At 67.5% G+C, this 25,674-nt stretch carries 27 protein-coding genes; 8 read left to right on the top strand and 19 right to left on the bottom strand.

Going from position 1 to position 25,674, the window contains the following annotated elements:
- Positions 1-10: 10 nt before the first annotated feature.
- From ABUE11_RS15870 to ABUE11_RS15860, 3 genes are read right to left on the bottom strand one after another with little or no spacing between them, the layout of a single operon-like run.
- Complete coding sequence (locus ABUE11_RS15870; RefSeq protein ID WP_367066325.1) at positions 11-448, bottom strand: rhodanese-like domain-containing protein; 438 nt, start codon at positions 446-448, stop codon at positions 11-13.
- A gap of 15 nt (positions 449-463) precedes the next feature.
- Complete coding sequence (locus ABUE11_RS15865; RefSeq protein ID WP_367066324.1) at positions 464-1,345, bottom strand: SprT family zinc-dependent metalloprotease; 882 nt, start codon at positions 1,343-1,345, stop codon at positions 464-466.
- A 10-nt stretch (positions 1,346-1,355) separates the two neighbouring features.
- On the bottom strand, positions 1,356-2,093 hold the full coding sequence (locus ABUE11_RS15860) for a lysophospholipid acyltransferase family protein (protein WP_367066323.1): 738 nt from the start codon (positions 2,091-2,093) through the stop codon (positions 1,356-1,358).
- 9 nt (positions 2,094-2,102) lie between these two features.
- Here ABUE11_RS15860 and ABUE11_RS15855 point away from each other — a divergent pair, with 9 nt between their 5' ends.
- Positions 2,103-2,213, top strand: coding sequence for a DUF1010 domain-containing protein (locus ABUE11_RS15855; RefSeq protein WP_367066322.1), 111 nt, complete (start codon positions 2,103-2,105; stop codon positions 2,211-2,213).
- Here ABUE11_RS15855 and gmhB read toward each other — a convergent pair.
- From gmhB to ABUE11_RS15785, 14 genes are all read right to left on the bottom strand, one after another.
- Positions 2,164-2,745 (bottom strand): D-glycero-beta-D-manno-heptose 1,7-bisphosphate 7-phosphatase, encoded by a 582-nt coding sequence (gene gmhB / locus ABUE11_RS15850; protein WP_367066321.1) that lies wholly within the window; start codon positions 2,743-2,745, stop codon positions 2,164-2,166. The genes ABUE11_RS15855 and gmhB overlap by 50 nt on opposite strands.
- A gap of 31 nt (positions 2,746-2,776) precedes the next feature.
- Positions 2,777-3,364: a hypothetical protein gene (locus ABUE11_RS15845; RefSeq protein WP_367066320.1), complete on the bottom strand. Its 588-nt coding sequence runs from the start codon at positions 3,362-3,364 to the stop codon at positions 2,777-2,779.
- A 23-nt stretch (positions 3,365-3,387) separates the two neighbouring features.
- Positions 3,388-5,550 (bottom strand): glycine--tRNA ligase subunit beta, encoded by a 2,163-nt coding sequence (gene glyS, locus ABUE11_RS15840; protein WP_367066318.1) that lies wholly within the window; start codon positions 5,548-5,550, stop codon positions 3,388-3,390.
- Positions 5,551-5,569: 19 nt separating this feature from the next.
- Positions 5,570-6,508 carry a glycine--tRNA ligase subunit alpha gene (gene glyQ, locus ABUE11_RS15835; protein WP_367066317.1) on the bottom strand — a complete coding sequence of 313 codons (939 nt, stop codon included), beginning with the start codon at positions 6,506-6,508 and terminating at the stop codon, positions 5,570-5,572.
- Positions 6,509-6,674: 166 nt separating this feature from the next.
- Positions 6,675-8,069, bottom strand: a complete 1,395-nt coding sequence (gene lpdA, locus ABUE11_RS15830; protein WP_367066315.1) for a dihydrolipoyl dehydrogenase — start codon at positions 8,067-8,069, stop codon at positions 6,675-6,677.
- 5 nt (positions 8,070-8,074) lie between these two features.
- Complete coding sequence (locus ABUE11_RS15825; protein ID WP_367066314.1) at positions 8,075-9,394, bottom strand: dihydrolipoamide acetyltransferase family protein; 1,320 nt, start codon at positions 9,392-9,394, stop codon at positions 8,075-8,077.
- Position 9,395: 1 nt separating this feature from the next.
- Positions 9,396-10,436: an alpha-ketoacid dehydrogenase subunit beta gene (locus ABUE11_RS15820; protein WP_367066313.1), complete on the bottom strand. Its 1,041-nt coding sequence runs from the start codon at positions 10,434-10,436 to the stop codon at positions 9,396-9,398.
- Positions 10,437-10,439: 3 nt separating this feature from the next.
- Positions 10,440-11,675 carry a 3-methyl-2-oxobutanoate dehydrogenase (2-methylpropanoyl-transferring) subunit alpha gene (locus ABUE11_RS15815; protein WP_367066312.1) on the bottom strand — a complete coding sequence of 412 codons (1,236 nt, stop codon included), beginning with the start codon at positions 11,673-11,675 and terminating at the stop codon, positions 10,440-10,442.
- A 184-nt stretch (positions 11,676-11,859) separates the two neighbouring features.
- A complete protein-coding gene (gene fabB, locus ABUE11_RS15810; RefSeq protein WP_367066311.1) occupies positions 11,860-13,077 on the bottom strand; it encodes a beta-ketoacyl-ACP synthase I in 1,218 nt (405 codons plus the stop codon).
- A 15-nt stretch (positions 13,078-13,092) separates the two neighbouring features.
- The gene (gene fabA / locus ABUE11_RS15805; protein WP_367066309.1) at positions 13,093-13,599 is read right to left on the bottom strand and encodes a bifunctional 3-hydroxydecanoyl-ACP dehydratase/trans-2-decenoyl-ACP isomerase; all 507 of its coding nucleotides are present in this window, start codon (positions 13,597-13,599) and stop codon (positions 13,093-13,095) included.
- A gap of 96 nt (positions 13,600-13,695) precedes the next feature.
- Positions 13,696-15,282, bottom strand: coding sequence for an apolipoprotein N-acyltransferase (gene lnt, locus ABUE11_RS15800; RefSeq protein ID WP_367066308.1), 1,587 nt, complete (start codon positions 15,280-15,282; stop codon positions 13,696-13,698).
- An 11-nt stretch (positions 15,283-15,293) separates the two neighbouring features.
- Complete coding sequence (locus ABUE11_RS15795; RefSeq protein WP_367066306.1) at positions 15,294-16,193, bottom strand: transporter associated domain-containing protein; 900 nt, start codon at positions 16,191-16,193, stop codon at positions 15,294-15,296.
- A gap of 90 nt (positions 16,194-16,283) precedes the next feature.
- Positions 16,284-16,916, bottom strand: coding sequence for a GNAT family N-acetyltransferase (locus ABUE11_RS15790; protein WP_367066305.1), 633 nt, complete (start codon positions 16,914-16,916; stop codon positions 16,284-16,286).
- Between the two features lie 243 nt (positions 16,917-17,159).
- Positions 17,160-17,645 (bottom strand): Lrp/AsnC family transcriptional regulator, encoded by a 486-nt coding sequence (locus ABUE11_RS15785; protein ID WP_367066304.1) that lies wholly within the window; start codon positions 17,643-17,645, stop codon positions 17,160-17,162.
- Between the two features lie 159 nt (positions 17,646-17,804).
- Between ABUE11_RS15785 and hppD the strand changes: the two genes are divergently transcribed.
- The gene (gene hppD, locus ABUE11_RS15780) at positions 17,805-18,932 is read left to right on the top strand and encodes a 4-hydroxyphenylpyruvate dioxygenase (RefSeq protein WP_367066303.1); all 1,128 of its coding nucleotides are present in this window, start codon (positions 17,805-17,807) and stop codon (positions 18,930-18,932) included.
- 1 nt (position 18,933) lies between these two features.
- The gene (phhA, locus tag ABUE11_RS15775; protein ID WP_367066301.1) at positions 18,934-19,761 is read left to right on the top strand and encodes a phenylalanine 4-monooxygenase; all 828 of its coding nucleotides are present in this window, start codon (positions 18,934-18,936) and stop codon (positions 19,759-19,761) included.
- Positions 19,762-19,778: 17 nt separating this feature from the next.
- Here phhA and ABUE11_RS15770 read toward each other — a convergent pair whose 3' ends face one another.
- Both ABUE11_RS15770 and ABUE11_RS15765 read right to left on the bottom strand, forming a co-directional pair.
- Positions 19,779-20,243, bottom strand: coding sequence for a phasin family protein (locus ABUE11_RS15770; RefSeq protein ID WP_367066299.1), 465 nt, complete (start codon positions 20,241-20,243; stop codon positions 19,779-19,781).
- A 79-nt stretch (positions 20,244-20,322) separates the two neighbouring features.
- Positions 20,323-21,086, bottom strand: a protein-coding gene (locus tag ABUE11_RS15765; protein ID WP_367065164.1) for an IS5 family transposase whose coding sequence is annotated in 2 segments (ribosomal slippage) — positions 20,323-20,771 and positions 20,771-21,086 — 765 coding nt in all. Because the reading frame shifts where the segments join, the coding sequence is not laid out codon by codon here.
- 154 nt (positions 21,087-21,240) lie between these two features.
- Between ABUE11_RS15765 and rfbB the strand changes: the two genes are divergently transcribed.
- The 5 genes from rfbB (at position 21,241) to ABUE11_RS15740 (ending at position 25,673) form a co-directional block, all read left to right on the top strand.
- On the top strand, positions 21,241-22,320 hold the full coding sequence (rfbB, locus tag ABUE11_RS15760; protein WP_367066298.1) for a dTDP-glucose 4,6-dehydratase: 1,080 nt from the start codon (positions 21,241-21,243) through the stop codon (positions 22,318-22,320).
- Complete coding sequence (rfbD, locus tag ABUE11_RS15755) at positions 22,317-23,195, top strand: dTDP-4-dehydrorhamnose reductase (RefSeq protein ID WP_367066296.1); 879 nt, start codon at positions 22,317-22,319, stop codon at positions 23,193-23,195. The genes rfbB and rfbD overlap by 4 nt, the downstream gene beginning before the upstream one ends.
- 8 nt (positions 23,196-23,203) lie before the next feature.
- Positions 23,204-24,094 carry a glucose-1-phosphate thymidylyltransferase RfbA gene (rfbA, locus tag ABUE11_RS15750; protein ID WP_367066295.1) on the top strand — a complete coding sequence of 297 codons (891 nt, stop codon included), beginning with the start codon at positions 23,204-23,206 and terminating at the stop codon, positions 24,092-24,094.
- A complete protein-coding gene (rfbC, locus tag ABUE11_RS15745; RefSeq protein WP_367066294.1) occupies positions 24,091-24,636 on the top strand; it encodes a dTDP-4-dehydrorhamnose 3,5-epimerase in 546 nt (181 codons plus the stop codon). Before rfbA ends, rfbC begins: the two co-directional genes overlap by 4 nt.
- Before the next feature lie 191 nt (positions 24,637-24,827).
- A complete protein-coding gene (locus ABUE11_RS15740; RefSeq protein WP_367066293.1) occupies positions 24,828-25,673 on the top strand; it encodes an ABC transporter permease in 846 nt (281 codons plus the stop codon).
- Position 25,674 lies beyond the last annotated feature (1 nt).

Genomic DNA, 25,674 nt, shown 5'->3' with positions numbered 1-25,674 from the left:
GCCTGACTCGCTATCCCTGCCGCCACGGCAGGCCGTGAAAACGCCAGCCACCCTTGCGGTTGCGCTGGCCGTTGTCGTCGGGGTCGCCCTCGAAGCCCTCGAGGATGTTGTAGGCCGTCAGGCCCAGCTCGGTGGCGCGGCGCGCGGCGGCGATGGAGCGCACGCCGCTGCGGCACAGCATCACCACCGTGGCGCCCGCGGGCACGGCGGCGCGCAGCTGGGTGTCGAAGTCGATGTTCAGCCGCATGCCGGGCCATTGCTTCCAGGCCACGGCCAGGGCGCCCGGCACGTAGCCGACCCAGTCGCGCTCGGCGTCGCTGCGCACGTCCACGAGCGTGGCCCGGCCGGCCTGCACCCATTGCCAGGCGAGCTGCGGGCTCAGGTCGCCGGCGTAGCCCTCGGCGGGGCGGGGCTGGTCGGGGCTGGGGGATGTGGGGGGCTGGTGCATGGTCATTCCCAAGGCTTATTCCCAAGGCGGGGCCGGCTGGCCCCGCAGTTGCTGGCGCAAGGCGGCGTAGTCGGGCACCACGCTGTGCACCACGTCCCAGAAGCGTGGGCTGTGGTCCATGACGCGCAGGTGCGCCAGCTCGTGCGCCACCACGTAGTCGATGATGGGCTCGCGGTAGTGCAGCAGGCGCCAGTTCAGGCGGATGGAGCCGTCGCTGCGCGCGCTGCCCCAGCGCGTGGCGGCGCTGGACAGGCGCAGGCTGCGGTACTGCACGCCCAGGCGCGGGGCGAAGTGGTCGAGCCGCGCCGTGAAATGCGCGCGCGCCTGGCGCATGAACCAGGCCTGGGCGGCGTCGCGTATCTGCGCCGGCTGTGCGTCCCGGGGCAGGCCCAGGTACAGCGCCGCCGGGCCCGGGTCGCCCGCGGGCTGCAGGCCGGCGCGCCGCTGCGACGGGTCCAGGCACAGCCGCAGCCGGCCGCCCAGGTAGGGCAGCAGGGCGCCCTCGCTCCAGACGATGCGCGCGTCCTCCTGCTGGCGCCGGCGCGCCTGGGCCTCGCCGAGCTTGCGCAGAATCCAGTCGGCCTTGTCCTGCAGGGCCGCGTCCACCGCCGCCAGCGTGACCCAGCCGGGCGCGCGCACCGCCAGGCCCTCGGGGCCCACGGTAAAGCCTATGCTGCGCCGCCGGGCGCGCTGCAGACGGTAGGCCACGCGCACGCCGGCCAGCAGCACCTCGCGGCTGGCCTCGGGGTGGCTGAAGACGCCGGCCTGCGCCGCCGGGCCGCCCGCGGGCCGCAGCGGACGGCTGCGCGGTACGGTGGGCGCGGCGATGGGGGGTGCTGCCGCGTCGGGCCGGGCCGGCTCCAGCCAGTCGAGCACCTGCTGCATCCATGCGGCCATGCGTGCGCCTTCAGCGATAGGCCTCGGGGTCGAGGCGGCGCATCTCCGCCTCTATCCATTCCTCGACCTCGCGCATGAGCTCGTCAGACTTGCGCCCCTCGGTGGGAATGGGCCGGCCGATGGAGACATCGACCACGCCGGGCGTCTTGACGAAGGCCTTGCGCGGCCAGCAGCGCGCCGAGGTCACGGCCACGGGCACGACGGGCACGCCGGCGTCGATGGCCAGGCGCGCGCCGCTGGCCTGGTAGCTGCCGCGCTCGCCGCGCGCCATGCGCGTGCCCTCGGGGAACATGATGACCCAGGTGCCCTGGGCGAGCAGCTGGCGCCCGCGCTTGATGACATGCACGAAGGCGCGCGTGCGCTGGGCGCGGTCGATGTGGATCATGTCCAGGCTGCCAATCGACCAGCCGAAGAAGGGGATGCGCAGCAGCTCCTTCTTGAACACATAGGCCAGGGGGTGGGGCATGATGGCCGGCATCAGAAAGGTCTCGTAGGCCGACTGGTGCTTGACCAGCAGCACCACGCCCTGGGCCGGGTCCTGCGGCAGCTGCTCCATGCCCGTGATGCGCGTGCGTATGCCCAGAATCCAGCGTGCGGAGTCCACGCACAGCGCGAGCCAGGCGCGCGCCACGCGGTAGCGCGCCGCGCTGCTGCCGCCGAGCAGGCGCACGATCAGGATGACGCTGGTGTAGGGGATGACGGTGACGATCATCACCAGCAGGTGGACGATGGAGCGGATCAATGCCATGGATGTTTTATGGTGTTTTTGGCCTCCAGCGCTTGCCAGGCAAGCGCTGATAGCTATGAATTCAGTAGTTCTATCCCTGGGCCACGACCGGCAGTCCGGCATCGTCCGGTGGTGCGATGAAGTCGGCCAGCGCCCCCAGGCTCGCATGGGCACGCGTGCCTTCGGGCCAGCCCGGCGGCAGCGGCTGGGTCGGGTCCAGGTGCTCCGATCGGCCCGTGCACACCATGTGCAACTGCGCGCCCAGGTCGGCCGCGGCCTGCAGATGGGCCAGGCAGCTGCCCACGACCAGGATCTCGTCGCCTTCCACGCCGTAGCGCTCGCAGATCTGCTCCATGAGCCCCGGCGCGGGCTTGCGGCAGTGGCAGCCCTCGCCCTCGGCATGCGGGCAGTAGAACACCGCGTCGATGCGCCCGCCCACGGCGGCGAGCTGGCGGTGCATCCTGGCGTGGATGGCGATCAGCGTCTGGGCGTCGAACAGGCCGCGGCCCAGGCCGGGCTGGTTGGTGGCCAGCACCACATGCCAGCCCGCGTGGTTCAGCCGCGCCACGGCCTCGAGCGCGCCGGGCAGGGGCGTCCAGTCCGCGGGGCTGGCGATGAAGCCGTCGCCCAGGGCGTTGAGGGTTCCGTCGCGGTCGAGGATGGCGAGTTTCATGATGTGCTCACGGTGTGGATGGCAGCATATCTCAGCCCGTGACATCCCAGCCCGTGACATAGCGGCCCCACCAATGCCCGCGCGCCGGGTGCAGGCGCAGCCGCTGGTGCAGCTGTGGCCGAGCGGACCCCGCGTCGTCGGGCACCAGCACCTGCAGCAGCTCGGCCTGGCCGTCCACGCGCAGCACCCACAGCGTGCCGCCGAGCGAGCGCAGCGACGGGGGCTTGTGGTGCTGGCCCACGATCTCGGCGGCGAGCGCCGGCTCGGGCGCGAGCTCGCGCCGGTTCTGCCAGGCCATGAACTGGGCGGCGCAGGCCGCTGCCCAGAGCAGCACCCAGCAGGTTGCGAGCAGGCGGGGCAGCAAGGCCGGGCCATGGCGGCGGCGCAGCCAGCGCGCCAGCAGCACCAGCGCGACGAGCCCCAGGACCACGGCGCCCGCGGGCCGCAGCCAGCCCCAGGGGTCCTGCGTGCCCACAAAGGGCACGAGCGCCCAGGCATCGGGCGTGGGGTGGCGCTCGTCCTGCCAGGCCAGCACCCAGCGCAGGCCCACCCAGGCGGCCACGGGCGCAAAGCCCAGCCAGGCCGCGCGCTGCGGCTGGGGGGCGGTGGGCGTGCTCATGCCGGCCACGCGAGCGGATGGGCTCAGACGGCCAGGCGCGACAGGTCGGCCACGCGGTTCATGGCGTCGTGCAGGCTCTTGAGCAGGCCGTGGCGGTTCAGGCGCAGCGCGAGCTCCTCGGCGTTGACCATGACGTCGTCGAAGAAGGCATCGACCGGCGCGCGCAGCGCGGCCAGGGTCTGCAGGCTGAGGCGGTAGTCGCCCGCGTCGAACTGCGCGTTGGCCTCGGGCACGAAGCGCTGCATCGCGGCGTACAGGTCCTGCTCGGCCTGCTCGCGCAGCAGCTCGGGGTTGACATGGGCGTCCACCGCATCGGCCTTCTTGAGGATGTTGGTGATGCGCTTGTTCGCCGCGGCCAGGGCCGGGGCCTCGGGCAGCTGGGCGAAGGCGCGCACGGCCTCGAGCTGGCGCGGCACCAGGGCGAGCTGACGCGGGCGCAGGGCGAGCACGGCGTCCACCTCCTGCGTGTGGTAGCCCTGCTCGCGCAGGGAGCCGGCCAGGCGCTCGTAGAAGAAGTCCAGCAGCGCGGCGGCCGGGTCCTTGATGAGGTCGCCAAAGGCCGGGATGGCGCTGGCCACCAGGGCGTGCAGGTCCAGCGGCAGGTCGCGCTCGACCAGCATGCGGATCACGCCCAGCGCGTGGCGGCGCAGCGCGAACGGGTCGCGGTCGCCCGTGGGCAGGTTGCCTATGCCGAACATGCCGACGAGCGTCTCCAGCTTGTCGGCCAGCGCCACCACCAGGCCGACGTTCTCGCGCGGCAGGCTGTCGCCGGCAAAGCGCGGCTTGTAATGGTCCTCGATGGCGTGGGCCACCTCGTTGGGCAGGCCGTCGTTGACGGCGTAGTACGCGCCCATGATGCCCTGCAGCTCGGGGAACTCGCCCACCATGTCGGTCACCAGGTCGGTCTTGGCCAGCAGGGCGGCGTTGTCCACGCAGGTCAGCAGCCAGTCCTGGGCGATCTCGCCGTCCTGCGTGCCTTCAATCTGGTGGCGCTCGGCCAGGGCCGCAAACAGCTGCTGGCCGATGGCCTTGGCAATGGCACGCACGCGCTCGACGCGCTCGCCCTGGGTGCCGAGCTGGTTGTGATAGACCACCTTGGCCAGTTGCGGCACGCGGCTCGCCAGCGTCTTCTTGCGGTCCTGGTCGAAGAAGAACTTGGCGTCGGCCAGGCGCGGGCGCACCACGCGCTCGTTGCCGCCAATGACGGCGCTCGCGTCCTCGGGCGCGATGTTGCTCACGATGAGGAAGCGGTGCGTGAGCCGGCCCTCGGCGTCGAGCAGCGGGAAGTACTTCTGGTTGGCCTTCATGGTCAGGATCAGGCATTCCTGCGGCACGGCGAGGAATTCCTGCTCGAACTGGCAGACCAGCACGTTGGGGCGCTCGACCAGGGCCGTGACCTCGTCGAGCAGGGCTGCATCCTCGATGGGGCGCACGCCGCCGCCGACCTGCGCTGCCGCGGCCTGCAGCTGGCGCACGATCTCGGCGCGGCGCTCGGCAAAGCCGGCGATCACAGCGCCCTCTTCGCGCATCTGCGCGGCGTAGCTGTCGGCGTCCCGGATGACCACGGGCTGCACGGCGGCCTCGAAGCGGTGGCCCTGCGTGCTGTTGCCCGCGCTCAAACCCAGCGCCGTCACCGGCACCACGCTGCTGCCATGCAGCGCCACCAGGCCATGGGCCGGGCGCACGAAGTTCACGCTGGTCCAGCCATCCTGCAGTTGGTAGCGCATGACCTTGGGGATGGGCAACTTGGCGATGGCCTCGTCCAGCGCCTTCTGCAGGCCCTGGGCCAGGCTCACGCCGCGCGCCTGGCTCTCGTAGTGCAGCACCTCGGCCTTGCCGTCGTGCACGCGCTTCAATTTCGGCACGACGCTGGCGTCGGCGCCCAGCGCGGTGAGCTTCTTCAGGAGCGCCGGCGTGGGCTGGCCGTCGGCGCCGAGGCCCACGGTCACGGGCATGAGCTTTTGCGATACGGCCTTGTCCGGCGCCTGGTCCAGCACATCGACGACATGCGCGGCCAGGCGGCGCGGCGAGGCGTAGGCGGTGAGCGGCGCGTCGGCCGCGGCCAGGCCCTGGGCGACGAGCTGCTCGCGCAGCACGCCGGCAAAGGCGTCGCCGAGTTTCTGCAGCGCCTTAGGGGGCAGTTCCTCGACGAAGAGTTCAACGAGCAGGTTGGCGGTAGCGGTCATGGTGTGTTCTCTCTCCTGCTCAGGCGGCTTTCTTGTTCTGTTGCTGCGCGGCCTTGGCGAGCTCGGCCAGCACCTCGTCGGCATGGGCACGCGGCGCCATGGGGAAGCCCAGGCGCGCGCGGCTGTCCAGATAGCTCTTGGCGACGGCGCGCGCCAGGTTGCGGATGCGGCCGATGTAGGCGGCGCGCTCGGTCACGGAAATCGCGCCGCGCGCGTCCAGCAGGTTGAAGGTGTGGGCGGCCTTCAGGACCTGCTCGTAGGCGGGCAGGGCGAGCTGCTCGGCCATCAGGTGCTGGGCCTGCTTCTCGTGGGCGCCAAAGGCCGTGAACAGGAAGTCCGCGTCCGAATGCTCGAAGTTGTAGGTGGACTGCTCAACCTCGTTCTGGTGGTAGACGTCGCCATAGGTGAGGCCGTCCGTCCAGGTCAGGTTGTAGACGTTGTCCACGCCCTGCAGGTACATGGCCAAGCGCTCCAGGCCATAGGTGATCTCGCCCGTGGCGGGCTTGCAGTCTATGCCGCCCACCTGCTGGAAGTAGGTGAACTGCGTGACCTCCATGCCGTTGAGCCACACCTCCCAGCCCAGGCCCCAGGCGCCGAGCGTGGGGTTCTCCCAGTCGTCCTCGACAAAGCGGATGTCGTTCTTCTTCAGGTCAAAGCCCAGGGCCTCGAGCGAACCGAGGTAGAGCTCCAGGATGTTGGCCGGTGCGGGCTTCAGGACCACCTGGTACTGGTAGTAATGCTGCAGGCGGTTGGGGTTGTCGCCATAGCGCCCGTCCTTGGGGCGGCGGCTCGGCTGCACATAGGCCGCCTTCCAGGGTTCGGGGCCCAATGCTCTCAGGAATGTAGCTGTATGCGATGTGCCTGCGCCGACTTCCATGTCGTAGGGCTGCAAAAGGGCGCAGCCCTGGTCTGCCCAGTAGGACTGCAGTTTGAGGATGATTTGTTGGAAAGTGAGCATGGCGGGGATGTCCGATGGGCGGCGCCCGCGGGGCGCACGCGAACCGGGCATTTTAGGGCGCGGCTGTGTGCCGCCGCCGCCCGCCCATGGAAAAGCGCCAGAAGCTATAGGTTTAATAGCTGCTGACGCTTTATGGATACGGGCCTACGCCCGATTTTGGCTTGGACTAGATATGCAGGGCGTGGCCCAGCGCGCGCAGCGCGGCCTCCTGCACGGCCTCGCCCAGCGTGGGGTGGGCGTGGATGGTGTGGCCCACGTCCTCCAGGCGCGCGCCCATCTCGATGGACTGGCCGAAGGCCGCGGCCAGCTCCGACACGCCCCGCCCCACGGCCTGCCAGCCGAGGATGAGGTGGTTGTCGCGCCGGGCCACCACGCGCACGAAGCCGCCCGTGGACTCGAGCGTCATGGCGCGGCCGTTGGCGGCGAACGGGAAGGCGGCGTCGATGCAGTCGATGCCGGCCGCGCGCGCCTCGCCCGGGGTCTTGCCGACGACGACGACCTCGGGGTCGGTGAAGCACACGGCCGGAATCTGCATGGGCTCGAAGCGCCGGTTCTGGCCCGCGATCTGCTCGGCCACGCACTCGCCCTGGGCCATGGCACGGTGCGCGAGCATGGGCTCGCCCGTCACGTCGCCAATCGCCCAGACGCCTCGCATCGAGGTGCGGCAATGCGCGTCGATGGCCACATAGCGCCCGGCCATGTCGAGCTGCAGACCCTCGAGGCCGAAGCCCGTGGTGTGCGGCCTGCGGCCCACGGCCACGAGCACGCGGTCGGCCGGCAGGGCGAACTCCTCGGCGCGCGCATTGCGCACATGCACGCCATGCTGGGCATCCCAGCCCTGCACACTGCAGGCCAGGTGCAGCACGATGCCGCTTTTCTTCAGCGCGTCGAGCACGGGCTGGGTCAGCTCCTCGTCGTAGCTGGGCAGCACGCGCTGCGCGGCCTCGACCACGGTGACCTCCGCGCCCAGCTTGCGGTAGGCGATGCCGAGCTCCAGGCCGATGTAGCCCGCGCCCACCACCACCAGGCGCTTGGGCATGGCGTCGGGCGAGAGCGCGTCGGTGGACGACCAGATGGCGCCGCCGAACGGCATGCTGGGCAGTTCCACGGGCGTGGAGCCGGTGGCCAGCAGCAGATGCTCGCAGCGCAGCCGCAGCGGCTCGCCGTCCTGGGGTTTGACGGTGACGGTCTTGCCGTCCTCGATCTGCGCCCAGCCCTTGATGACCTGCACGCCGGCCTTGCGCAGGAGCGCCCCGACGCCGCCCGTCAGGCGCTGCACGATGCCGTCCTTCCAGCGCACGGTCTGCGCGATGTCGATCTGCGGGTCGGCCACGCGGATGCCCAGTTGCGAGCCCGCGGCCTGGTGGCGCGCGACCTCGAAGCTCTCGGCCGCATGGATCAGCGCCTTGGACGGGATGCAGCCGATGTTCAGGCATGTGCCGCCCAGGCTCGCGCCCTCGACCAGCACCGTGGGAATGCCGAGCTGGCCCGCGCGTATCGCCGCCACATAGCCACCCGGGCCGCCGCCGATGACGAGCAGCTTGGTTGTAAGTTCCTTCATCGCAATCACTCCACGAACAGCAGGGCCGGGGTTTCGAGCAGGGCGCGCATGGCCTGGATGAACCGCGCCGCGTCCATGCCGTCGACCACGCGGTGGTCGAAGGACGAGGACAGGTTCATGAGCTGGCGTGCCACGACCTGGCCGCCACGCAGCATGGGGCGCTCGACCATGCGGTTGACGCCGACGATGGCCACCTCGGGGTGGTTGATCACCGGGGTGGAGGCGATGCCGCCGAGCGCCCCCAGGCTGGTGAGCGTGATGGTCGAGCCCGAGAGCTCCTCGCGCGCCAGCCTGCCGGCCTTGGCGCCCTCGGCCAGGCGCGCGATGCCGGCCGCGCATTGCCACAGGTCCAGGCTCTCGGCGTGGCGCAGCACGGGCACCATGAGGCCGGCGTCGGTCTGCGCGGCAACGCCCAGATGCACGCCCTCGTAGCGCGTGACATGGCCGGCCTCGTCGTCATAGCGCGCGTTGATCTGCGGGAAGTCGCGCAGGGCGAGCACCATGGCGCGCGCCAGAAACGGCAGCAGCGTGAGCCTGCCGCGCGTCGCGCCGTGGATCTGGTTAAGGCGCTGGCGCAGGCTTTCGAGCTCGGTCACGTCCACCTCTTCCACATAGCTGAAGTGCGGGATGCGGCGCTTGGCCTCCTGCATCTTCTGCGCGATCTTGCGGCGCAGGCCGATGACGGGGATCTGCTCCTCGCCATGGCGCTGCACATACTGCGTGCCGCCACCGGCCTGGGGCTGGCCGCCACCGGCGGCGTAGGCGTCCAGATCCGCGTGGCCGATGCGGCCGGCCGGGCCGCTGCCGGGCACGTAGCGCAGGTCGATGCCCATGTCCTGGGCGCGGCGGCGCACCGCGGGCGAGGCCAGCGGGCGCTCGCCCTCCTTGCGCGGCGCGGCCGGGGTGCGCGGGGGCGGGGCGCTGGCGCGCAGGGGCGCGGGCGCTGCGCCGGGGGCGCTCACCGGTGCGGCGGGTGCGGGCGTTTCAGTGCCTGCCACGGGTGCGGCGGGTGCTTCTGAAACAATAGCTGCTTGCGCTTGACTGGCGGGGGCTGAAGCCTGATTTTCCTTCAGGTTTCCCGCGCCCTCGACCTCCAGGCGCACGAGCTCTGCCCCCACGGCCAGCACTTGGCCGGGCTGGCCGCCGAGGGCCAGCACCTTGCCGTGCATGGGGGAGGGGACTTCGACGGTGGCCTTGTCGGTCATCACGTCGGCCAGATGCTGATCCTCGGTGATGTTCTGGCCGATCTGCACATGCCAGCTCACCAGCTCCACTTCGGCAATGCCCTCTCCGATGTCGGGCACGCGGATGATGTAGATACCCATGTCATGCCTCCACGGTGCGTTTCAGGGCCGCGGCGACGCGCGCCGGGCCGGGGAAGTAGGCCCATTCCTGGGCGTGGGGGTAGGGCGTGTCCCAGCCCGTCACGCGCTCTATGGGGGCTTCCAGCTGGTAGAAGCAATGCTCCTGCACCAGCGCCGTGAGCTCGGCGCCAAAGCCGCTGGTGCGCGTGGCCTCGTGCACCACGACGCAGCGGCCGGTCTTCCTGACCGACTCCACGATGGTCTCCAGGTCCAGCGGCCAGAGGCTGCGCAGGTCGATGATCTCGGCGTCTATGCCGGTCTCGCGCGCGGCCGCCTCGCTGACCCAGACCATGGTGCCGTAGGTCAGCACCGTGACGGCCTTGCCGGGTCGGAATACCGCGGCCTTCGTCAAGGGCACGTTGTAGTAGCTCTCGGGCACCAGGCCCATGTCGTGCTTGGACCAGGGCACGACCGGCTTGTCGTGGTGGCCGTCGAACGGGCCGTTGTACAGGCGCTTGGGCTCGAGGAAGATGACCGGGTCCTCGCACTCGATGGCCGAGATGAGCAGGCCCTTGGCGTCATACGGGTTGCTGGGCATCACGGTGCGCAGGCCGCAGACATGGGTGAAGAAGGCCTCGGGGCTCTGGCTGTGCGTCTGCCCGCCGTAGATGCCGCCGCCGCAGGGCATGCGTATCACCATGGGCGCGGTGAAGTCCCCGGCCGAGCGGTGGCGCAGGCGCGCGGCCTCGGAGACGATCTGATCGGTCGCCGGGTAGAAGTAGTCGGCGAACTGGATCTCCACCACGGGCTTGAGGCCATAGGCCGCCATGCCTATGGCCGTGCCGACGATGCCGCTTTCGCTGATCGGCGCGTCGAAGCAGCGCGTCTTGCCGTACTTGGCCTGCAGGCCCTCGGTGACGCGGAACACGCCGCCGAAGTAGCCCACGTCCTCGCCGTAGACGACGATGTTGTCGTCGCGCCCCATCATCACGTCCAGCGCCGAGCGCAGCGCGGCGATCATGGTCATGGGGGTGCCGCCCTGGGGCTGGTTCTGTTCTGCCATGGCCTACACCCCCAGTTGCTGACGCTGCCGGCGCAGATGCTCCGGCATGTCCTTGTACACGTCGTCGAACATGGTCGCGGCGCTGGGCACGCGGCCATCGAGCAGGCTGCCGTAGGTCTCGGCCTCCTTCTGCGCGGCGATCACCTCTGCCTCCAGCGCCTTCTGCGCGGCCTCGTGCTGTGCCTCGCTCCACTCGCCGATGGCGATCAGGTGTTTCTTCAGGCGCGCGATCGGGTCGCCGAGCGGAAAGCGCTGCCAGTCGTCGGCGGGGCGGTACTTGCTCGGGTCGTCCGACGTGGAATGGGGGCCGGCGCGGTAGGTTTCCCACTCGATGAGCGTGGGGCCGTTGTTGCTGCGCGCACGCTCGGCCGCCCATTGCGAGGCCGCGTACACGGCCAGGAAGTCGTTGCCGTCCACGCGCAGCGAGGCGATGCCCACACCCACGCCGCGCTGGGCGAAGGTCGTGCCCTCGCCCCCGGCAATCGACTGGAAGGTGGAGATGGCCCACTGGTTGTTGACCACGTTGATGATCACCGGCGCGCGGTACACATGGGCGAAGGTGAGCGAGGTGTGAAAGTCGCTCTCGGCCGTGGAGCCGTCGCCTATCCAGGCGGAGGCGATCTTTGTGTCGCCCTTGATGGCCGACGCCATGGCCCAGCCCACGGCCTGCGGCACCTGCGTGGCCAGGTTGCCCGAGATCGAGAAGAAGCCCGCGCGCTTGTACGAGTACATCACGGGCAGCTGGCGGCCCTTGTTCGGGTCGCGCACATTGCTCATGAGCTGGCACATCATCTCCACCATGGAGATGTCGTCGCGCGCGAGCAGCAGGCCCTGCTGGCGGTAGGTCGGAAAGCACATGTCGCCCTCCTCCAGCGCCATCGAATGGGCGACGGCAATGGCCTCCTCGCCCAGGCATTGCATGTAGAACGAGAGCTTCTTCTGCCGCTGCGCGAGCAGCATGCGGCCATCGAAGATGCGCGTCTTCATCATCGCGCGCAGGCCGCGGCGCAGGCGCTCGGGGTGGATGGCCGGCGCCCAGGGGCCGCAGGCCTTGCCATCGTCATCGAGCACGCGCACCAGGCTCGTGGCAAGGTCGGCGGTGTCGCCGGGCGCTGTGTCGGTTGGGGGTTTGCGTACGCTGCCAGCGGGGGAGATGCTGAGGTACGAGAAGTCGGTGCTGCAGCCCGGCCGCCCAGTGGGCTCGGGCACATGCAGCCTGAGGGCTGTGTGCGGTGTCATCCACGGTCTCCTTGCGCGCGATTGTGTCGAGCGCAGTGTTGGGAACAGGACAGGGCGCCAGATCATGGCGCCCTGTCCCTGAAGCGCCATAAGCGCCGGCGTGGATTCTAGGTCGGCCGGGGCCAGGACAGGCCCCGTGTTTCCCCGCGTTTACCCTAGGAGGAAATGGTGGCCGGGGTGTGGATCAGCCCCAGCGGCGCAGCACCAGGCTGGCGTTGGTGCCGCCGAAGCCAAAGCTGTTGGAGAGCACCTGGGTCAGCTCGGCGTCGCGGGTCTGCGTGACCAGCGGCATGTCGCCAAGCGCCGGGTCGGGCGTCTCGACGTTGACCGAACCTGCGATGAAGCCCTTTTGCAGCATGATCAGGCAGTAGATCGCCTCCTGCACGCCCGTGGCGCCCAGCGAATGGCCGGTGAGCGACTTGGTGCTGGAAAACGGCGGCACGCAGTCGCCAAACACCTCGCGCATGGCGCGCACTTCCTGCATGTCGCCCACGGGCGTGGAGGTGCCGTGGGTGTTGATGTAGTCGATGGGGCCGGTCAGGCCTTCGATCGCCTGGCGCATGCAGGCGATGGCGCCGTCGCCCGAGGGCGCGACCATGTCCTCGCCGTCACTCGTGGCGCCAAAGCCCACGACCTCGGCGAGGATGGTGGCGCCGCGGGCCTGGGCATGCTCCAGGCTCTCGAGCACCACGGCGCCGCCGCCGCCGGCGATCACGAAGCCGTCGCGGTTCGCGTCATAGGCGCGCGCGGCGCGCTCGGGCGTGGCGTTGTACTTGGACGACATGGCGCCCATGCCGTCGAACAGCAGCGACATGCCCCAGGACAGCTCCTCGCCGCCGCCCGCGAACATCACATCCTGCATGCCCCAGGCGATCTGTTGGGCCGCGGCGCCAATGCAGTGCGCAGAGGTCGAGCAGGCCGAGGTGATGGAGTAGTTGATGCCCTTGACCTTGAAGTTGGTGGCAAGGCAGGCGGACACGGTGGAGCTCATGCAGCGCGTGACCTGATACGGCCCGACGCGGCGAATGCCCTTCTCGCGCAGCGTGTCGGCGGCCTCGATCTGGTTGGCCGGCGAGCCGCCGCCCGAGCCCATGATGAGGCCGGTGCGCGGGTGGCTGACCTGTTCGGGCGTGAGGCCCGACTGCCTGATGGCGTCCTCGAGCGCAATCTGCGCGTAGGCCGCGGCGTCGCCCATGAAGCGCAGCTGTTTCCTGTCAATGCGCGCCTCGATGTCGATGTCGGGCCAGCCCGCGACCTGGCTGCGCAGGCCCTTTTCGGTCATCTCGGGCACGGCGCGGATGCCGCTCTTGCCCGCGCGCAGCGCGGCCTCTACGGTTTGCAGATCGTTGCCAATGCACGAGACGATGCCCGCGCCCGTGATCACCACCCGTCTCTTGCTCATGCTGCGACTCCCGCTTCAGTCACCCTCACGCAGGAACAGCCCCACGCGCAGGTCGTTGGCCACGTAGATTTCCTTGCCGTCGGCCAGCAGGCGCGCGTCGCCGATGGCCATGTTGAGTTTGCGCTTGATCACGCGCTTGATGTCGATCTCGTAGGTGACCAGCTTCACGTCGGGGCCGACCTCACCGGTGAACTTGACCTCGCCCGCGCCCAGGGCGCGTCCGCGCCCGGGCAGGCGCAGCCAGGTCAGATAAAAGCCTATGAGCTGCCACATGGCGTCGAGCCCCAGGCAGCCGGGCATGACCGGGTCGCCCTGGAAGTGGCAGGCAAAGAACCACAGGTCGGGCTTGACGTCCAGCTCGGCCACGATCCTGCCCAGGCCATGCGCGCCGCCATCGGCGTCGATATGTGTGATGCGGTCGAACATCAGCATCGGGGGCAGGGGCAGGCGCCCGCTGTCGGGGGTGAACAACCGGCCCTCGCCGGAAGCAATCAGTTGTTCGTAGGAGAAGGAATCAGCCATTGTTCGGGGGTTCTTGTGGTCAATCGGGCGGGCTGCGCCGCCTGCGTCAAAGCGCTCATTATCCCGTGTCCTGCACGGCGTGCCGCAGAAGCAGGGTCAATGCCTTGGACTTTGCCGCCTGCGGCGCAGCAGCCAGGCGGCGGCGACTACGGCCAGGCCCAGGGCCCACAGCGGCGCCAGGCCCCAGCGCGCCACCCACCAGGCATAGGGCGTGACGGCGCCGGCGCGCCCCTGCACGCGCGCATGCAGCAGGCCGCGCTCGTAGGCCGGCAGGCGGTGGGTGACCTGGCCGCGGTGGTCTATCACGGCCGTGGCACCGGTGTTGGTGGCGCGCAGCATGGGGCGCTCGAACTCCAGCGCGCGCAGCCGGCTGATGGCCAGATGCTGGTCCACGGCTACGGTGTCGCCAAACCAGCCGATGTTGCTCAGGTTGACCATGATGGTCGGGGCCGTGGCCGGGTCGGCAAAGCGCGCCGCGAGCTCCTCGCCGAACAAGTCCTCGTAGCAGATGTTGGGCGCGAGGCGCTCGCCCGCCCAAGCGAGCGAGGGCTGGTCGAGCGCGCCGCGGTCGAAATCGCCCAGCGGGATGTTCATCATGTCGGTGAACCAGCGGAAGAACGGCGGGATGAACTCGCCAAACGGCACCAGATGATGCTTGTCGTAGCGATAGGGGCGCTGCTGCCCGGCCGCAAAGCCCAGCACCGAATTGGTATAGCCCTGCTCCAGGCTGCCCAGGGGGATGCCGAGCAGCAGCGCCTGCTGTCCGTGGTCCTGGGTGTAGCGCTCGGCAATCGCGTCGAGATAGCCGGGCGGCAGCTGGCGCGGCAGCAGCGGGATGGCGGTCTCGGGCGCGACCACCAGCGCGGCGTCGGCCGAGCGCAGCTGATCGTGGTACCACTGCAGCGCCATGGGCACGCCGCTGCCGGGCTGGAACTTCTCGTCCTGAGGGATATTGCCCTGCAGCAGTGCGAGCGACAGCGGTGCATGCAGGGGCGCCGGTGCGCCGCAGCCGTTCACGGCGCAGTGGCGCTGCACGGCCAGGCCGGCCCAGGCGGCCGCGAGCAGCGCCAGCGCCGCCCACCAGCGCCGGCGGCGCAGGTCGTCCATGCGCCACTGCGCGAGGCCCATGGCCAGGGCCGCGGCCACGGCGCCCATGCCGTACACGCCCACGCCGCGCGCGAGCACGGCGAGCGGCCCGTCCACATGGGCGTAGCCGCCCGCGCCCCAGGGAAAGCCCGTCCACCATTGCCCGCGGGCGAGCTCGGCGAGCAGCCACAGCGCAGCAAAAACAATAGCTGTCGGCGCTTTGTTGGCGGGCGCTACAAGCCAAAACAATGCAGATGCCGCGGCGTAGTAGCTGCCCAGGAAGGCGGCCAGCGCCAGCACCGCCAGCAGCGCCAGCGGCGCGGCCAGGCCGCCATAGGTGTGCATGGAGATGAACAGCCACCAGAAGGTGCCGGCCAGCCAGGCCGTGGCAAACAGCCAGCCCAGGCCCGCGGCGCGGCGCGCGCCGCCCGCGCCGCGCAGCACATGGGCAAAGAGCGCCAGCGACAGGATCTGCAGCCACCACAGTGCGGCACCGCCCCAGGGCCAGGCGAGCGACGCGGCCTGCGCCAGGCCCGCGGCCAGCGCCAGCCACCAGGGCCAGGGCCCGCGGCCGGATGCCGGGGCCTGTGCAAGCATGGGCGTGGGCATCAGGCGTCGGCCGCTGGCTTGTCCGTCGCGTCCGCTGCGTCCGTTGCCGCCGGCGTGACCTTGAACCAGCGCACCATGCCGCCCTTGGTGTGCAGCACCGCAAAGCTCAGGCCGCACAGCGTCACGGTCTCGCCCTTGCGCGGCATGCGGCCGAGCTCATGGGTGAGCAGGCCGCCTATGGTGTCGAAATGCGCGTCCGGGTCGCTGGCCTGCAGCGGTACGCCGAAGGCCTCGGCCACGCGCTCCACGGACGCGCCGCCGCTCACGCGGTAGCTGTGGTCGGGCAGGCCGAAGATGTCGCCCTCGTCCTCGTGGATGTCGAACTCGTCCTCGATCTCGCCCACGATCTGCTCGATCACGTCCTCGAAGGTCACCAGGCCCGCAATGCGGCCGAACTCGTCGACAACGATGGCCATGTGGTTTCTTGTGCTGCGGAACTCGCGCTCGAGCGCGTGCAGCCCCTTGTTCTCGGGCACGAACAGCACGGGGCGCACCAGGGTCCGAATGCTCAGCTCGGGCGAGCGCCAGAGCTTGAGCAGGTCCTTGGCCAGCAGGATACCGACGATGTGCTCGCGCTCGCCCTGATAGACCGGAAAGCGCGAATGCGCCGTGCGCAGCACCTGGTGCATGAGCGCATCGAGCGGCGCGTCGATGTCCAGCATGTCCATGCGCGGCGCGGGCACGAGCACGTCGGCGGCGGTCATCTCGGCCATGCGCAGCACGCGCTCGAGCATCACGCGCGCATCGTTGTTGATGACCTGGTTGTCCTCGGCATCGGCCAGGGTGGCGATGAGCTCGTCGGTGGAGTCCGGCCCCGGGTTGATGAATTCGACGAGGCGCTGCAGCAGCGTGCGTTTGTCTTGTCTGGCAGGCGGGCGCGCAGGGTAGGGGTCGGACACGGGGCGGGGGCAGGACTGCGGTGGTGGAAACAGGCCCCCAAGGATAGCGGATTGCCCCGGTGGCAATCCGCCTGGATCGCTCGGACGCCTTTACTCGGCCGCCTGGTGGCGCCCGTCGCGCACGCCCTGGCGGATCTCCTGCACGTCGGCCAGCAGGCTCCAGAACTGGCGCGCCTGCTTCTTGAGCTGGTAGTCCACCTCGGCGAACTGCTCGCCCACGAGCTCGGACACGCGTGTGTCCAGGCCGCCGGGCGGCAACTGCAGATAGGCCTCGGATTCCGATCCCTCGTGCTTCACGGTGGCGCCCGCGTGGCGCGCGATCTTCAGCATGGCCGTGTTCTCGGTCAGCGCGTGGATGAACATCATGCGCACGCCGCGGTTGCGCGCCAGCGTCACGGCGCGGTCGAACAGCTGGCCGCCGTAGCCGCGCCCGCGCGCGCTGGCCAACACCGAGACGCCGAACTCGGCGCAGCTCTGCGTCTCCTCGGTGGGCGCAAACGCCACATGGGCCATGGCGATGAGCTCGAGCCGGCGGTTGAAGATGCCGAACACCTCGTCCCGCTCGAAGTCCAGCATCTCGACGTAGCGGCACACCTGCTCGTCGCTGGCCGTGTAGCCAAAGCGCAGGTAGCGGTCGCGTTCGGTCAGGGAGAGCAGATGCTTGGCCACGCGCTCGCGGTGTTGCGGGCCCAGTGAGCGGATGGGCACTATCCCTGTGTGCATGGCAGTACCTCGGTGTGGGCCGCGTGCGGCCGGATGCAGGATCTTCAGATGCGCGCCGAGACGGGCACGCGTCCAGTATTTGGTTGGAAACATGATGCGGTGGATTCTAGGGTTTTCCCTAGGGTTGCGCCGCGCTATTGTTGCAATGCAACAAAATTGTGGGGGAATTGCGCTTACAAGTCAAAATGCCGTCCAGCGCTTGCTGGTGGCGCGCTGACAGCTATCGTTATTGAAGTTCGCTTGTCACACGGGCAGCGCCGTCGTGGCCTTGACGCGGTCGAGCACGAAGCTGGTCTTGCAGTCCTGCACGCTGGGGTGCTTGAGCAGCGTGTCCATGATGAAGCGGCTGTAATGCGCCATGTCGGCCACCACCACGCGCAGCAGGTAGTCCATCTCGCCGGTCAGCGCCGCGCATTCCACCACCTCGGGCCAGGTCTGCACGCTGGCGCGAAACAGGTCCATGGGGTTGCGCTTGTGGCTCTCGGTGTGCTTTTCCAGGCGCACGTTCAGGTAGGCCGTCAGCCCCAGGCCCACGCGCTCGGGCCGCACCAGGGCCACATAGCGGTCGATCACGCCGTCCTCCTCCAGCCGCCTGGCGCGGCGCAGCACGGCGCTGGGCGACAGGCCCACCTGCTCGCCGATCACGTCGTAGGTCTCGCGGCCGTTGTCCTGCAGGCGGCGCAGGATGGCGCGGTCGAGCTTGTCCAGGGTTGCGGGGCGATCGTTCATGGGGCAAATTCTAATCAGCCAACGCCAAATCACTGCGCTCTGCATTGATGTTGCGCAATATTCCTGCGCAATCGCGGGCAATGCGCGATGCATACGCCAGAAACATGAGCCTCGTCCCTTCTACAGTGAAGGGCAATACAACACTGGAGACCATGCCCCATGACCGCAGCCCTGCCCAGCCAGACCGTCCGTGACACCAGCGCCTGGGAGAACCCCATGGGCCTCATGGGCTTCGAGTTCGTCGAATTCGCCTCGCCGACGCCCGGCGTGCTCGAGAAGGTGTTCGAGCAGCTCGGCTTCACCCTCGTGGCCAGGCACCGCAGCAAGGACGTGCTGCTGTACCGCCAGAACCAGATCAACTTCATCCTCAACCGCGAGCCCAAGAGCCAGGCGGCCTACTTCGCCGCCGAGCATGGGCCGAGCGCCTGCGGCCTGGCGTTCCGCGTCAAGGACGCGCACCACGCCTACAAGAGGGCGCTGGAGCTCGGCGCCCAGCCCATAGAGATTCCCACCGGCCCCATGGAGCTGCGCCTGCCCGCCATCAAGGGCATAGGCGGCGCGCCGCTGTACCTGATCGACCGCTTCGAGGACGGCAAGTCCATCTACGACATCGACTTCGAATGGCTGCCCGGCGTGGACCAGCGACCCGTGGGCCACGGCCTCAACGAGATCGACCACCTCACGCACAACGTCTACCGCGGCCGCATGGGCTTCTGGGCGGGGTTCTACGAAAAGCTGTTCAACTTCCGCGAGATCCGCTACTTCGACATCCAGGGCGAGTACACGGGCCTGACCAGCAAGGCCATGACCGCGCCCGACGGCAAGATCCGCATCCCGCTCAACGAGGAGGCCAAGCAGGGCGGGGGGCAGATCGAGGAATTCCTGCTGCAGTACAACGGCGAGGGCATACAGCACATCGCCCTGATCTGCGACGACCTGCCCGCCGTGGTCGACCGCCTGGGCCTGGCCGGCGTGCCGCTGGCCACGGCGCCCAACGACATCTATTACGAGATGCTCGAGAGCCGCCTGCCCGGCCATGGCGAGCCCGTGCCCGAGCTGCAGGCGCGCGGCATCCTGCTCGACGGCAGCACGGCCGACGGCACGCCGCGCCTGCTGCTGCAGATCTTCTCCACGCCCATGCTGGGCCCGGTGTTCTTCGAATTCATCGAGCGCAAGGGGGACTTCCGCGACGGCTTTGGCGAGGGCAACTTCAAGGCGCTGTTCGAGTCCATGGAGCGTGACCAGATCAACCGCGGCGTGATCGACACCGGCGCCAAGGGGGCCTGACATGGCCGTCCAGCCGGCCGTCTACGGCGCCAGCGAGCGTCCGCCGCGCGGCGACTACACGCGCGCCGCGGACGACTACACCTGCGCCCAGAACTGGGCTGCCTACACCGAGGCCGACCACGACACCTACCACCGCCTCTACCTGCGCCAATCCGAGCAGCTGCCCGGCCTGGCCAGCGAGGCCTTCATCGCCGCGCTGCCGCTGCTCGGCGCCAAGGAGCGCATACCGCGCTTTGACGACATCAACGAGCGCCTGTACCGCGCCACGCGCTGGCAGCTCGTGGCAGTGCCCGGGCTGATCCCAGAGGTGCCGTTCTTCAGCCTGCTGGCCGCGCGCAAGTTCCCGGTGACGGACTGGATCCGTACCCCCGAGGAGTTCGAGTACATCGTCGAGCCCGACGTGTTCCACGACCTCTTCGGCCATGTGCCGCTCTTGTTCAACCCGGTGCTGGCCGACTACATGCAGCGCTATGGCGAGGGCGGCCTCAAGGCCGCGCGCCTGGGTGCCTGCGAGATGCTCGCGCGCCTGTACTGGTACACCATCGAATTTGGCCTGATCCGCGAGCGCGCGGGCCTGCGCGCCTACGGCGCGGGCATCCTGAGCTCGCACGGCGAACTGCCCTACAGCGTGCAAAGCCCCGAGCCGCGGCGCCTGCCGCTGCAACTCGAGCGCACCATGCGCACGCGCTACAAGATCGACAGCTACCAGCAGACCTACTTTGTCATCGACAGCTTCCAGCAGCTCTTCGACCTGACCGCCCAGGACTTCGAGCCGCTCTATGCGTGCCTGCGCGGGCTGCCTGAATTTGCGGCCGACGCCGCCGGTTGACGGGAATCCGACCCCGGTCAACGACCCCGATCAAGGGGCGCCGATGGGCCCTCGTCATCATCCCCACGTTGCGCGCGCAGCTGCTGCAGCTCCCGGGTCAGCGCATCGACCTGTGCGCGCAGGACCGCAAGCTCGTCCTTGGTTGGCACACCCAGACGCTGGAGGGCCTTGGCCACGCGCTGCTCGAAGATGCCTTCGAGCCGATCCCACTGACCCGCGGCGCGCTCGCCGAGCCCGGTCGCCAGATGGCTCATGCGCTGGCTGGCCTCGCTCAGGTGCTCCTCGGCGGCGCTCTGCGTCCTGCGCTGCAGCGCCAGACCTTCACGCACCAGGGCCTCGAAGACCTTGCCGCCTTCCTCCTGCGCCTTGGCGAACGCCCCCAGACCCGCGAGCCAGATCTGCTGCGCCGACTCCCGCGCCATGCGCGGCAGGTCGTGGCCGGGATGCGGGGTCTTGTGCTCGTCGTCGGGTGGCTGCTCCATGGGTGCTCCTTGCTCAATCCGTAGGCACATTGTGTGCATTGCCTCTCGCCTGACCATAGGCTGACGCCCCTAGGGCCTGTTAACACATCCGAAGCCCATCAGCGACGAGTACAAAGCTGATGAAGCCGAGGAACATGATGTCGAGTTTCTCGAACCGCGTGAAGATGCGCCGGAAGCCCTTGAGGCGGCGGAATAGACGCTCAACCTCGTTGCGGCGCTTGTACATCTCGCGGTCGTACTCCCAAGGCTCGACGCGGGTACGCAGCGGTGGCACGACGGGGATGTAGCCCAAATCGAGCGCCAACTGGCGCGTCTCGTTGCCCTCGTAGGCCTTGTCCATGAGCAGGTGCAGCGGCCGGTTCGGGGCGCCCAGGCTGGCGAGCAGTTCGCGCCCTTGTGGGGCATCGCCGGCCTGGCCCGGCGACAGTGAGAACGTTATGGCCGTTCGAGCATCCGCGGCAACCATATGAATCTTGGTTGTCCATCCACCTCGAGACTTGCCGATGGATTGGGGGCCGTTTTTTTTAGCGCGCCCGTGCCGTCTGGGTGCACCTTGATGCTTGTGGAGTCCAGTGACACCGCCTCGATCTTGATGCGCACAACCTGAGCCTTCTGCAGTTCCTCGAACATTCTGTCGAGGACCCCAGCCTTGGTCCAGCGGTTCATGCGCGTGTAGATCGTGTGCCAGTTACCGAAGCGCTTGGGCAGTCCACGCCACTTGCAGCCATGCTCGGCTACGTAGAGGATGGCGTTGACGACCTGCAAGTTGCTCAGGCTGACGTTTCCTCGCTGCGTGGGAAGGCAGTGCTCGATCTTGGCGAATTGTTCTGGCGTTATCTCCATGGCTGCCAGTCTGTGCCATGGCGGGCGCAAAAACAATTAGTGTTAACACGCCCTAAACCTTCGTCCACTTGCGCGGACGAACGGTTACAACCGTTTTGGGGGCAGTGGGATAATCATCGGTTTTGCTCACGCGACACCCTTAACGGACCCCCCCATGATTCTGGTCACCGGCGGCGCCGGCTTCATTGGCGCCAACTTTGTGCTCGACTGGCTGGCGCACGGCGACGAGCCCGTGCTCAACCTCGACAAGCTCACCTACGCGGGCAATCTGCACAACCTCGACAGCCTCAAGGACGACGCGCGCCATGTGTTCGTGCAGGGCGACATCGGCGACCGCGCGCTGCTCGACCGCCTGCTGGCCGAGCACCAGCCGCGCGCCATTGTCAACTTCGCCGCCGAAAGCCATGTGGACCGGTCGATTCACGGCCCCGAGGACTTCATCCAGACCAACGTCGTCGGTACCTTCAGGCTTCTGGAGGCCGCAAGGCACTACTGGAACGCGCTGCCAGCTGCAAAAAAAGAAGCGTTTCGCTTTCTGCACGTGAGCACCGACGAGGTCTACGGCACGCTCGCGCCTTTTGACCCGGCGTTTACCGAAGACAACAAGGTCGAGCCCAATAGCCCGTATTCGGCCAGCAAGGCCGCCAGCGACCACCTGGTGCGCGCCTGGCACCATACCTACGGCCTGCCGGTGTTGACGACGAATTGCAGCAACAACTACGGCTCGCTGCACTTCCCCGAAAAGCTCATCCCGCTGATGATCGTCAACGCTCTGGCCGGCAAAAGCCTGCCCGTGTATGGCGACGGCATGCAGGTGCGTGACTGGCTCTACGTGAGGGACCATTGCAGCGCCATCCGCCGCGTGCTCGAGGCGGGTGTGGTCGGCCAGACCTACAACGTGGGCGGCTGGAACGAAAAGCCCAACATCGAGATCGTCCACACCATCTGCACGCTGCTCGACGAATTGCGCCCGCGCGCCGACGGAAAGAAGTACGCCGAGCAAATCACCCACGTCAAGGACCGCCCCGGCCATGACCGCCGCTACGCCATCGACGCGCGCAAGATCGAGCGCGAACTGGGTTGGCGCCCGGCCGAAACCTTCGAGTCCGGCATACGCAAAACCGTGCAGTGGTATCTGGATAACCCGGACTGGGTGGCCAACGTGCAGTCCGGTGCCTATCGCGAATGGGTGGCACGGCAGTACGAGGGCGAAAAAGAGGGCGCACAGGCATGAACATCCTGCTGCTGGGCAAGAACGGCCAAGTCGGCTGGGAGCTGCAGCGCAGCCTGGCCGTGCTCGGCCGCGTCACGGCCCTGGGGCATGATGAGGCCGACTTCACCGAGCCCGATCAGGTGCTCGCCCATGTGCGCAGCCTGCGCCCCGACGTCATCGTCAACGCCGCCGCCCACACCGCCGTGGACAAGGCCGAGAGCGAGCCCGAGCGCGCCCGCCGCATCAACGCCACCACCCCCGGCCTGCTGGCGCAGGAGGCCGCGCGCCTGGGCGCCTGGCTCATCCACTACGGCACCGACTACGTGTTTGACGGCAGCGGCAGCCGCCCCTGGAGCGAGGCCGACGCACCGGCGCCGCTCTCGGTCTATGGCCGTACCAAGCTCGAGGGCGAGCAGTCCATTCAACAATCGGGCTGCCGCCATCTGATCCTCCGCACCAGCTGGGTCTACGCCGCGCGCGGCGGCAACTTTGCCAAGACCATGCTGCGCCTTGCGCAAGAGCGCGAGCGCCTGACGGTCATCGATGACCAATGGGGCGCGCCCACCGGCGCCGATCTGCTCGCCGACGTGACGGCCCATGCCATCCGCCACCTGCAGCGTCATCCCCAGGACGGTGGCCTGTACCACTGCGCCGCCGCCGGCGAGACCAACTGGCATATGTATGCAAAATACGTGCTGGAGCACGCCAGGCAAGCGCAACCAGCTATAAAAATAAAAGCGACCGAAGTCACCCCCATCCCCACCAGCGCCTACCCCACGCCGGCCGTGCGCCCGCACAACTCGCGCCTCGATTGCAGCCGCCTGCAGGCCACGTTCGGCCTCACGCTGCCGCATTGGCAGCAGGGCGTCTCGCGCATGCTGACTGAAATACTCTGACTCACCCCATGACACAGCAACGCAAAGGCATCATCCTCGCCGGCGGCTCCGGCACGCGCCTGCACCCGGCCACGCTCGCCATCAGCAAGCAGCTGCTGCCGGTGTACGACAAACCCATGATCTATTACCCACTCAGCACCCTGATGCTGGCGGGCATACGCGACATCCTCGTCATCAGCACGCCGCAGGACACGCCGCGCTTTGAGCAGCTCCTGGGCGATGGCAGCCAGTGGGGCGTGAACCTGCAATATGCCGTGCAGCCCAGCCCCGATGGCCTGGCCCAGGCCTTTCTGATTGGCGAGCAGTTCTTGGCCGGCGCTCCCAGCGCCTTGGTGCTGGGCGACAACATCTTCTACGGCCACGATTTTCAGCAGTTGTTGAAAAAGGCCGATGCGCGCCAAAGCGGCGCCACGGTCTTTGCCTACCACGTGCATGACCCCGAGCGCTATGGCGTCGTCGCCTTCGATGCAGCGGGCAAGGCAGTGAGCATCCAGGAAAAGCCCAAGGCACCGCAGAGCAACTACGCCGTCACCGGCCTGTACTTCTACGACAGCCAGGTGGTGGATATCGCCAAGGCCGTCCGCCCAAGCGCCCGCGGCGAGCTCGAGATCACGAGCGTCAACCAGGCCTACCTGGAGCAGGGCCAGCTCACCGTCAAGACCATGGGCCGGGGCTACGCCTGGCTTGATACCGGCACGCACGACAGCCTGCTCGAGGCCAGCCAGTTCATCGCCACGCTGGAAAACCGCCAGGGCCTGAAAGTCGCCTGCCCCGAAGAGATCGCCTGGCGCAGCCGCTGGATAGACGCCGCCCAGCTCGAACGCCTGGCCCAGCCCCTGGCCAAGAACGGCTACGGTCAGTACCTCCAGCGCCTTCTGAAGGACAAGGTGTTCCAATGAAAGCTACTCGCCTTTCCATTCCGGACGTTGTGCTATTCGAACCAGATGTTTTCAGTGATGCACGTGGCCATTTCTTCGAGAGCTATAACCAAAAGGCCTTTAACGAAGCGATAGGTTTCGACCACCAGTTCGTACAGGACAATCACAGCAGAAGTGGTCATGGCGTGTTGCGCGGCTTACACTACCAGATCCAGCACCCGCAGGGCAAGCTAGTGCGCGTGGTGGGCGGCTGCGTGTGGGATGTGGCAGTGGATCTCCGCAAAAGCTCGCCAACATTTGGACAATGGGTTGGAGCAGAGCTGTCCGACGAGAACAAGCAACAGATGTGGATACCACCGGGTTTTGCACATGGATTTGTGACTTTGGACGGTGTGGCCGACGTCCTCTACAAAACTACAGAATTTTATGCGCCTCAATTTGAGCGGTGCATTCTCTGGAGCGATCCCCAACTGGCTATCGATTGGCATTATCGGGGCGCACCGCTACTGTCTGCGAAGGATGTGCAGGGGGTGTTGCTAGCCGCTGCAGAGGTGTTCGAGTAAGCGTACGGAGTGCCTAAATAACCTCCCTCTCCTGAATTGCAATCAACGCTTCTACTGCCTGTAGCTGTGGTGGAACCTGACCCTAGACTGTAAACGCTTCAGCTCTTCACGTCGTTGGATCTTGCTTTTCTGGAGACGTCCATGTGAGACCTTCTCTAGTAAAATCTAACACTTTGATGAGGACTTCCAACGTGAGTGTCGCTGCCACAAAGCGCTTGGCCAAATCGCACCCCTATCTACCTCCTCCCGCCAGTTCCAAGCGCAACGCCTGGGTCGAGTGGTGGGATGGAACAAAACGTGTCGACATCTGGTGGACCTTGGCGTGGTTCGATATCGTTCTACGGTATCGCCGGTCTATGCTCGGCCCGTTTTGGTTGACGCTCAGCATGGGTGCATTGATCGCAGGAATGGGGCCACTGTACAGCAGTCTATTCAATATTAATCTCACGACTTTCTTCCCCTACTTGGCGTTGGGGATTATTTATTGGTCATTATTCTCTAATATTGTAACGGACTCATGCTCGGTATTTATCAATTCGTCCAGCCATCTAAAGCAGGCATATTTTCCGATAAGTCTTTTTGTATGGCGTAGCATCGCGCGTAACCTTATCGTTTTTGCGCACCAAATCATCCTCTTCCTGCCTATTGCCTATTGGGTGAATGTTCCCCTAACATCGAACGCTTGGCTGGTAGTACCAGCTCTTCTGCTTGCATTGATTAATGCACATGCGATTGGACTAATGCTTGGCCTGCTCTGCACCCGGTATCGCGATGTCGCACAAATTATAAGCAGCGTAATGCAGGTTCTTATGTTTTTAACGCCAGTTTTCTGGATGGATACCAGTTTGCCGGAGCGAGCGAAGTATGTCTTATGGAATCCCCTTGCGCAATTGCTTAATTTGTTGCGTGCTCCGCTGTTGGGCGGCGCGCCTGGACTCGAAGTCTGGCTCGTTATAGCGGGCTGGACAACATTCAATATCATTGCCGCCGGTTGGCTGTTTAGAAAATATCGTCGCCGCGTCATCTACTGGTTGTAAT

The sequence above is a fragment of the Oryzisolibacter sp. LB2S genome, assembly GCF_040732315.1.
Lineage (GTDB): Bacteria > Pseudomonadota > Gammaproteobacteria > Burkholderiales > Burkholderiaceae_C > Alicycliphilus > Alicycliphilus soli.
Note: the sequence above shows the minus strand (reverse complement) of the source record. Positions and strands in the feature narration are given on the sequence as shown.

What these genes read in the sequence shown, in the direction of transcription:
- ABUE11_RS15770 (WP_367066299.1), bottom strand. Translation starts at nt 20,243, where the DNA reads ATGGAGCAGCCACCCGACGACGAGCACAAGACCCCGCATCCCGGCCAC.
- gmhB (WP_367066321.1), bottom strand. Translation starts at nt 2,745, where the DNA reads ATGAAACTCGCCATCCTCGACCGCGACGGAACCCTCAACGCCCTGGGC.
- ABUE11_RS15845 (WP_367066320.1), bottom strand. Translation starts at nt 3,364, where the DNA reads ATGAGCACGCCCACCGCCCCCCAGCCGCAGCGCGCGGCCTGGCTGGGC.
- glyQ (WP_367066317.1), bottom strand. Translation starts at nt 6,508, where the DNA reads ATGCTCACTTTCCAACAAATCATCCTCAAACTGCAGTCCTACTGGGCA.
- ABUE11_RS15865 (WP_367066324.1), bottom strand. Translation starts at nt 1,345, where the DNA reads ATGGCCGCATGGATGCAGCAGGTGCTCGACTGGCTGGAGCCGGCCCGG.
- rfbD (WP_367066296.1), top strand. Translation starts at nt 22,317, where the DNA reads ATGAACATCCTGCTGCTGGGCAAGAACGGCCAAGTCGGCTGGGAGCTG.
- glyS (WP_367066318.1), bottom strand. Translation starts at nt 5,550, where the DNA reads ATGACCGCTACCGCCAACCTGCTCGTTGAACTCTTCGTCGAGGAACTG.
- hppD (WP_367066303.1), top strand. Translation starts at nt 17,805, where the DNA reads ATGACCGCAGCCCTGCCCAGCCAGACCGTCCGTGACACCAGCGCCTGG.
- rfbA (WP_367066295.1), top strand. Translation starts at nt 23,204, where the DNA reads ATGACACAGCAACGCAAAGGCATCATCCTCGCCGGCGGCTCCGGCACG.
- ABUE11_RS15825 (WP_367066314.1), bottom strand. Translation starts at nt 9,394, where the DNA reads ATGGGTATCTACATCATCCGCGTGCCCGACATCGGAGAGGGCATTGCC.
- lpdA (WP_367066315.1), bottom strand. Translation starts at nt 8,069, where the DNA reads ATGAAGGAACTTACAACCAAGCTGCTCGTCATCGGCGGCGGCCCGGGT.
- ABUE11_RS15785 (WP_367066304.1), bottom strand. Translation starts at nt 17,645, where the DNA reads ATGAACGATCGCCCCGCAACCCTGGACAAGCTCGACCGCGCCATCCTG.
- ABUE11_RS15855 (WP_367066322.1), top strand. Translation starts at nt 2,103, where the DNA reads ATGGTGTTTTTGGCCTCCAGCGCTTGCCAGGCAAGCGCTGATAGCTAT.
- ABUE11_RS15860 (WP_367066323.1), bottom strand. Translation starts at nt 2,093, where the DNA reads ATGGCATTGATCCGCTCCATCGTCCACCTGCTGGTGATGATCGTCACC.
- fabB (WP_367066311.1), bottom strand. Translation starts at nt 13,077, where the DNA reads ATGAGCAAGAGACGGGTGGTGATCACGGGCGCGGGCATCGTCTCGTGC.
- phhA (WP_367066301.1), top strand. Translation starts at nt 18,934, where the DNA reads ATGGCCGTCCAGCCGGCCGTCTACGGCGCCAGCGAGCGTCCGCCGCGC.
- lnt (WP_367066308.1), bottom strand. Translation starts at nt 15,282, where the DNA reads ATGCTTGCACAGGCCCCGGCATCCGGCCGCGGGCCCTGGCCCTGGTGG.
- ABUE11_RS15870 (WP_367066325.1), bottom strand. Translation starts at nt 448, where the DNA reads ATGCACCAGCCCCCCACATCCCCCAGCCCCGACCAGCCCCGCCCCGCC.
- fabA (WP_367066309.1), bottom strand. Translation starts at nt 13,599, where the DNA reads ATGGCTGATTCCTTCTCCTACGAACAACTGATTGCTTCCGGCGAGGGC.
- ABUE11_RS15790 (WP_367066305.1), bottom strand. Translation starts at nt 16,916, where the DNA reads ATGCACACAGGGATAGTGCCCATCCGCTCACTGGGCCCGCAACACCGC.
- rfbB (WP_367066298.1), top strand. Translation starts at nt 21,241, where the DNA reads ATGATTCTGGTCACCGGCGGCGCCGGCTTCATTGGCGCCAACTTTGTG.
- ABUE11_RS15820 (WP_367066313.1), bottom strand. Translation starts at nt 10,436, where the DNA reads ATGGCAGAACAGAACCAGCCCCAGGGCGGCACCCCCATGACCATGATC.
- ABUE11_RS15815 (WP_367066312.1), bottom strand. Translation starts at nt 11,675, where the DNA reads ATGACACCGCACACAGCCCTCAGGCTGCATGTGCCCGAGCCCACTGGG.
- rfbC (WP_367066294.1), top strand. Translation starts at nt 24,091, where the DNA reads ATGAAAGCTACTCGCCTTTCCATTCCGGACGTTGTGCTATTCGAACCA.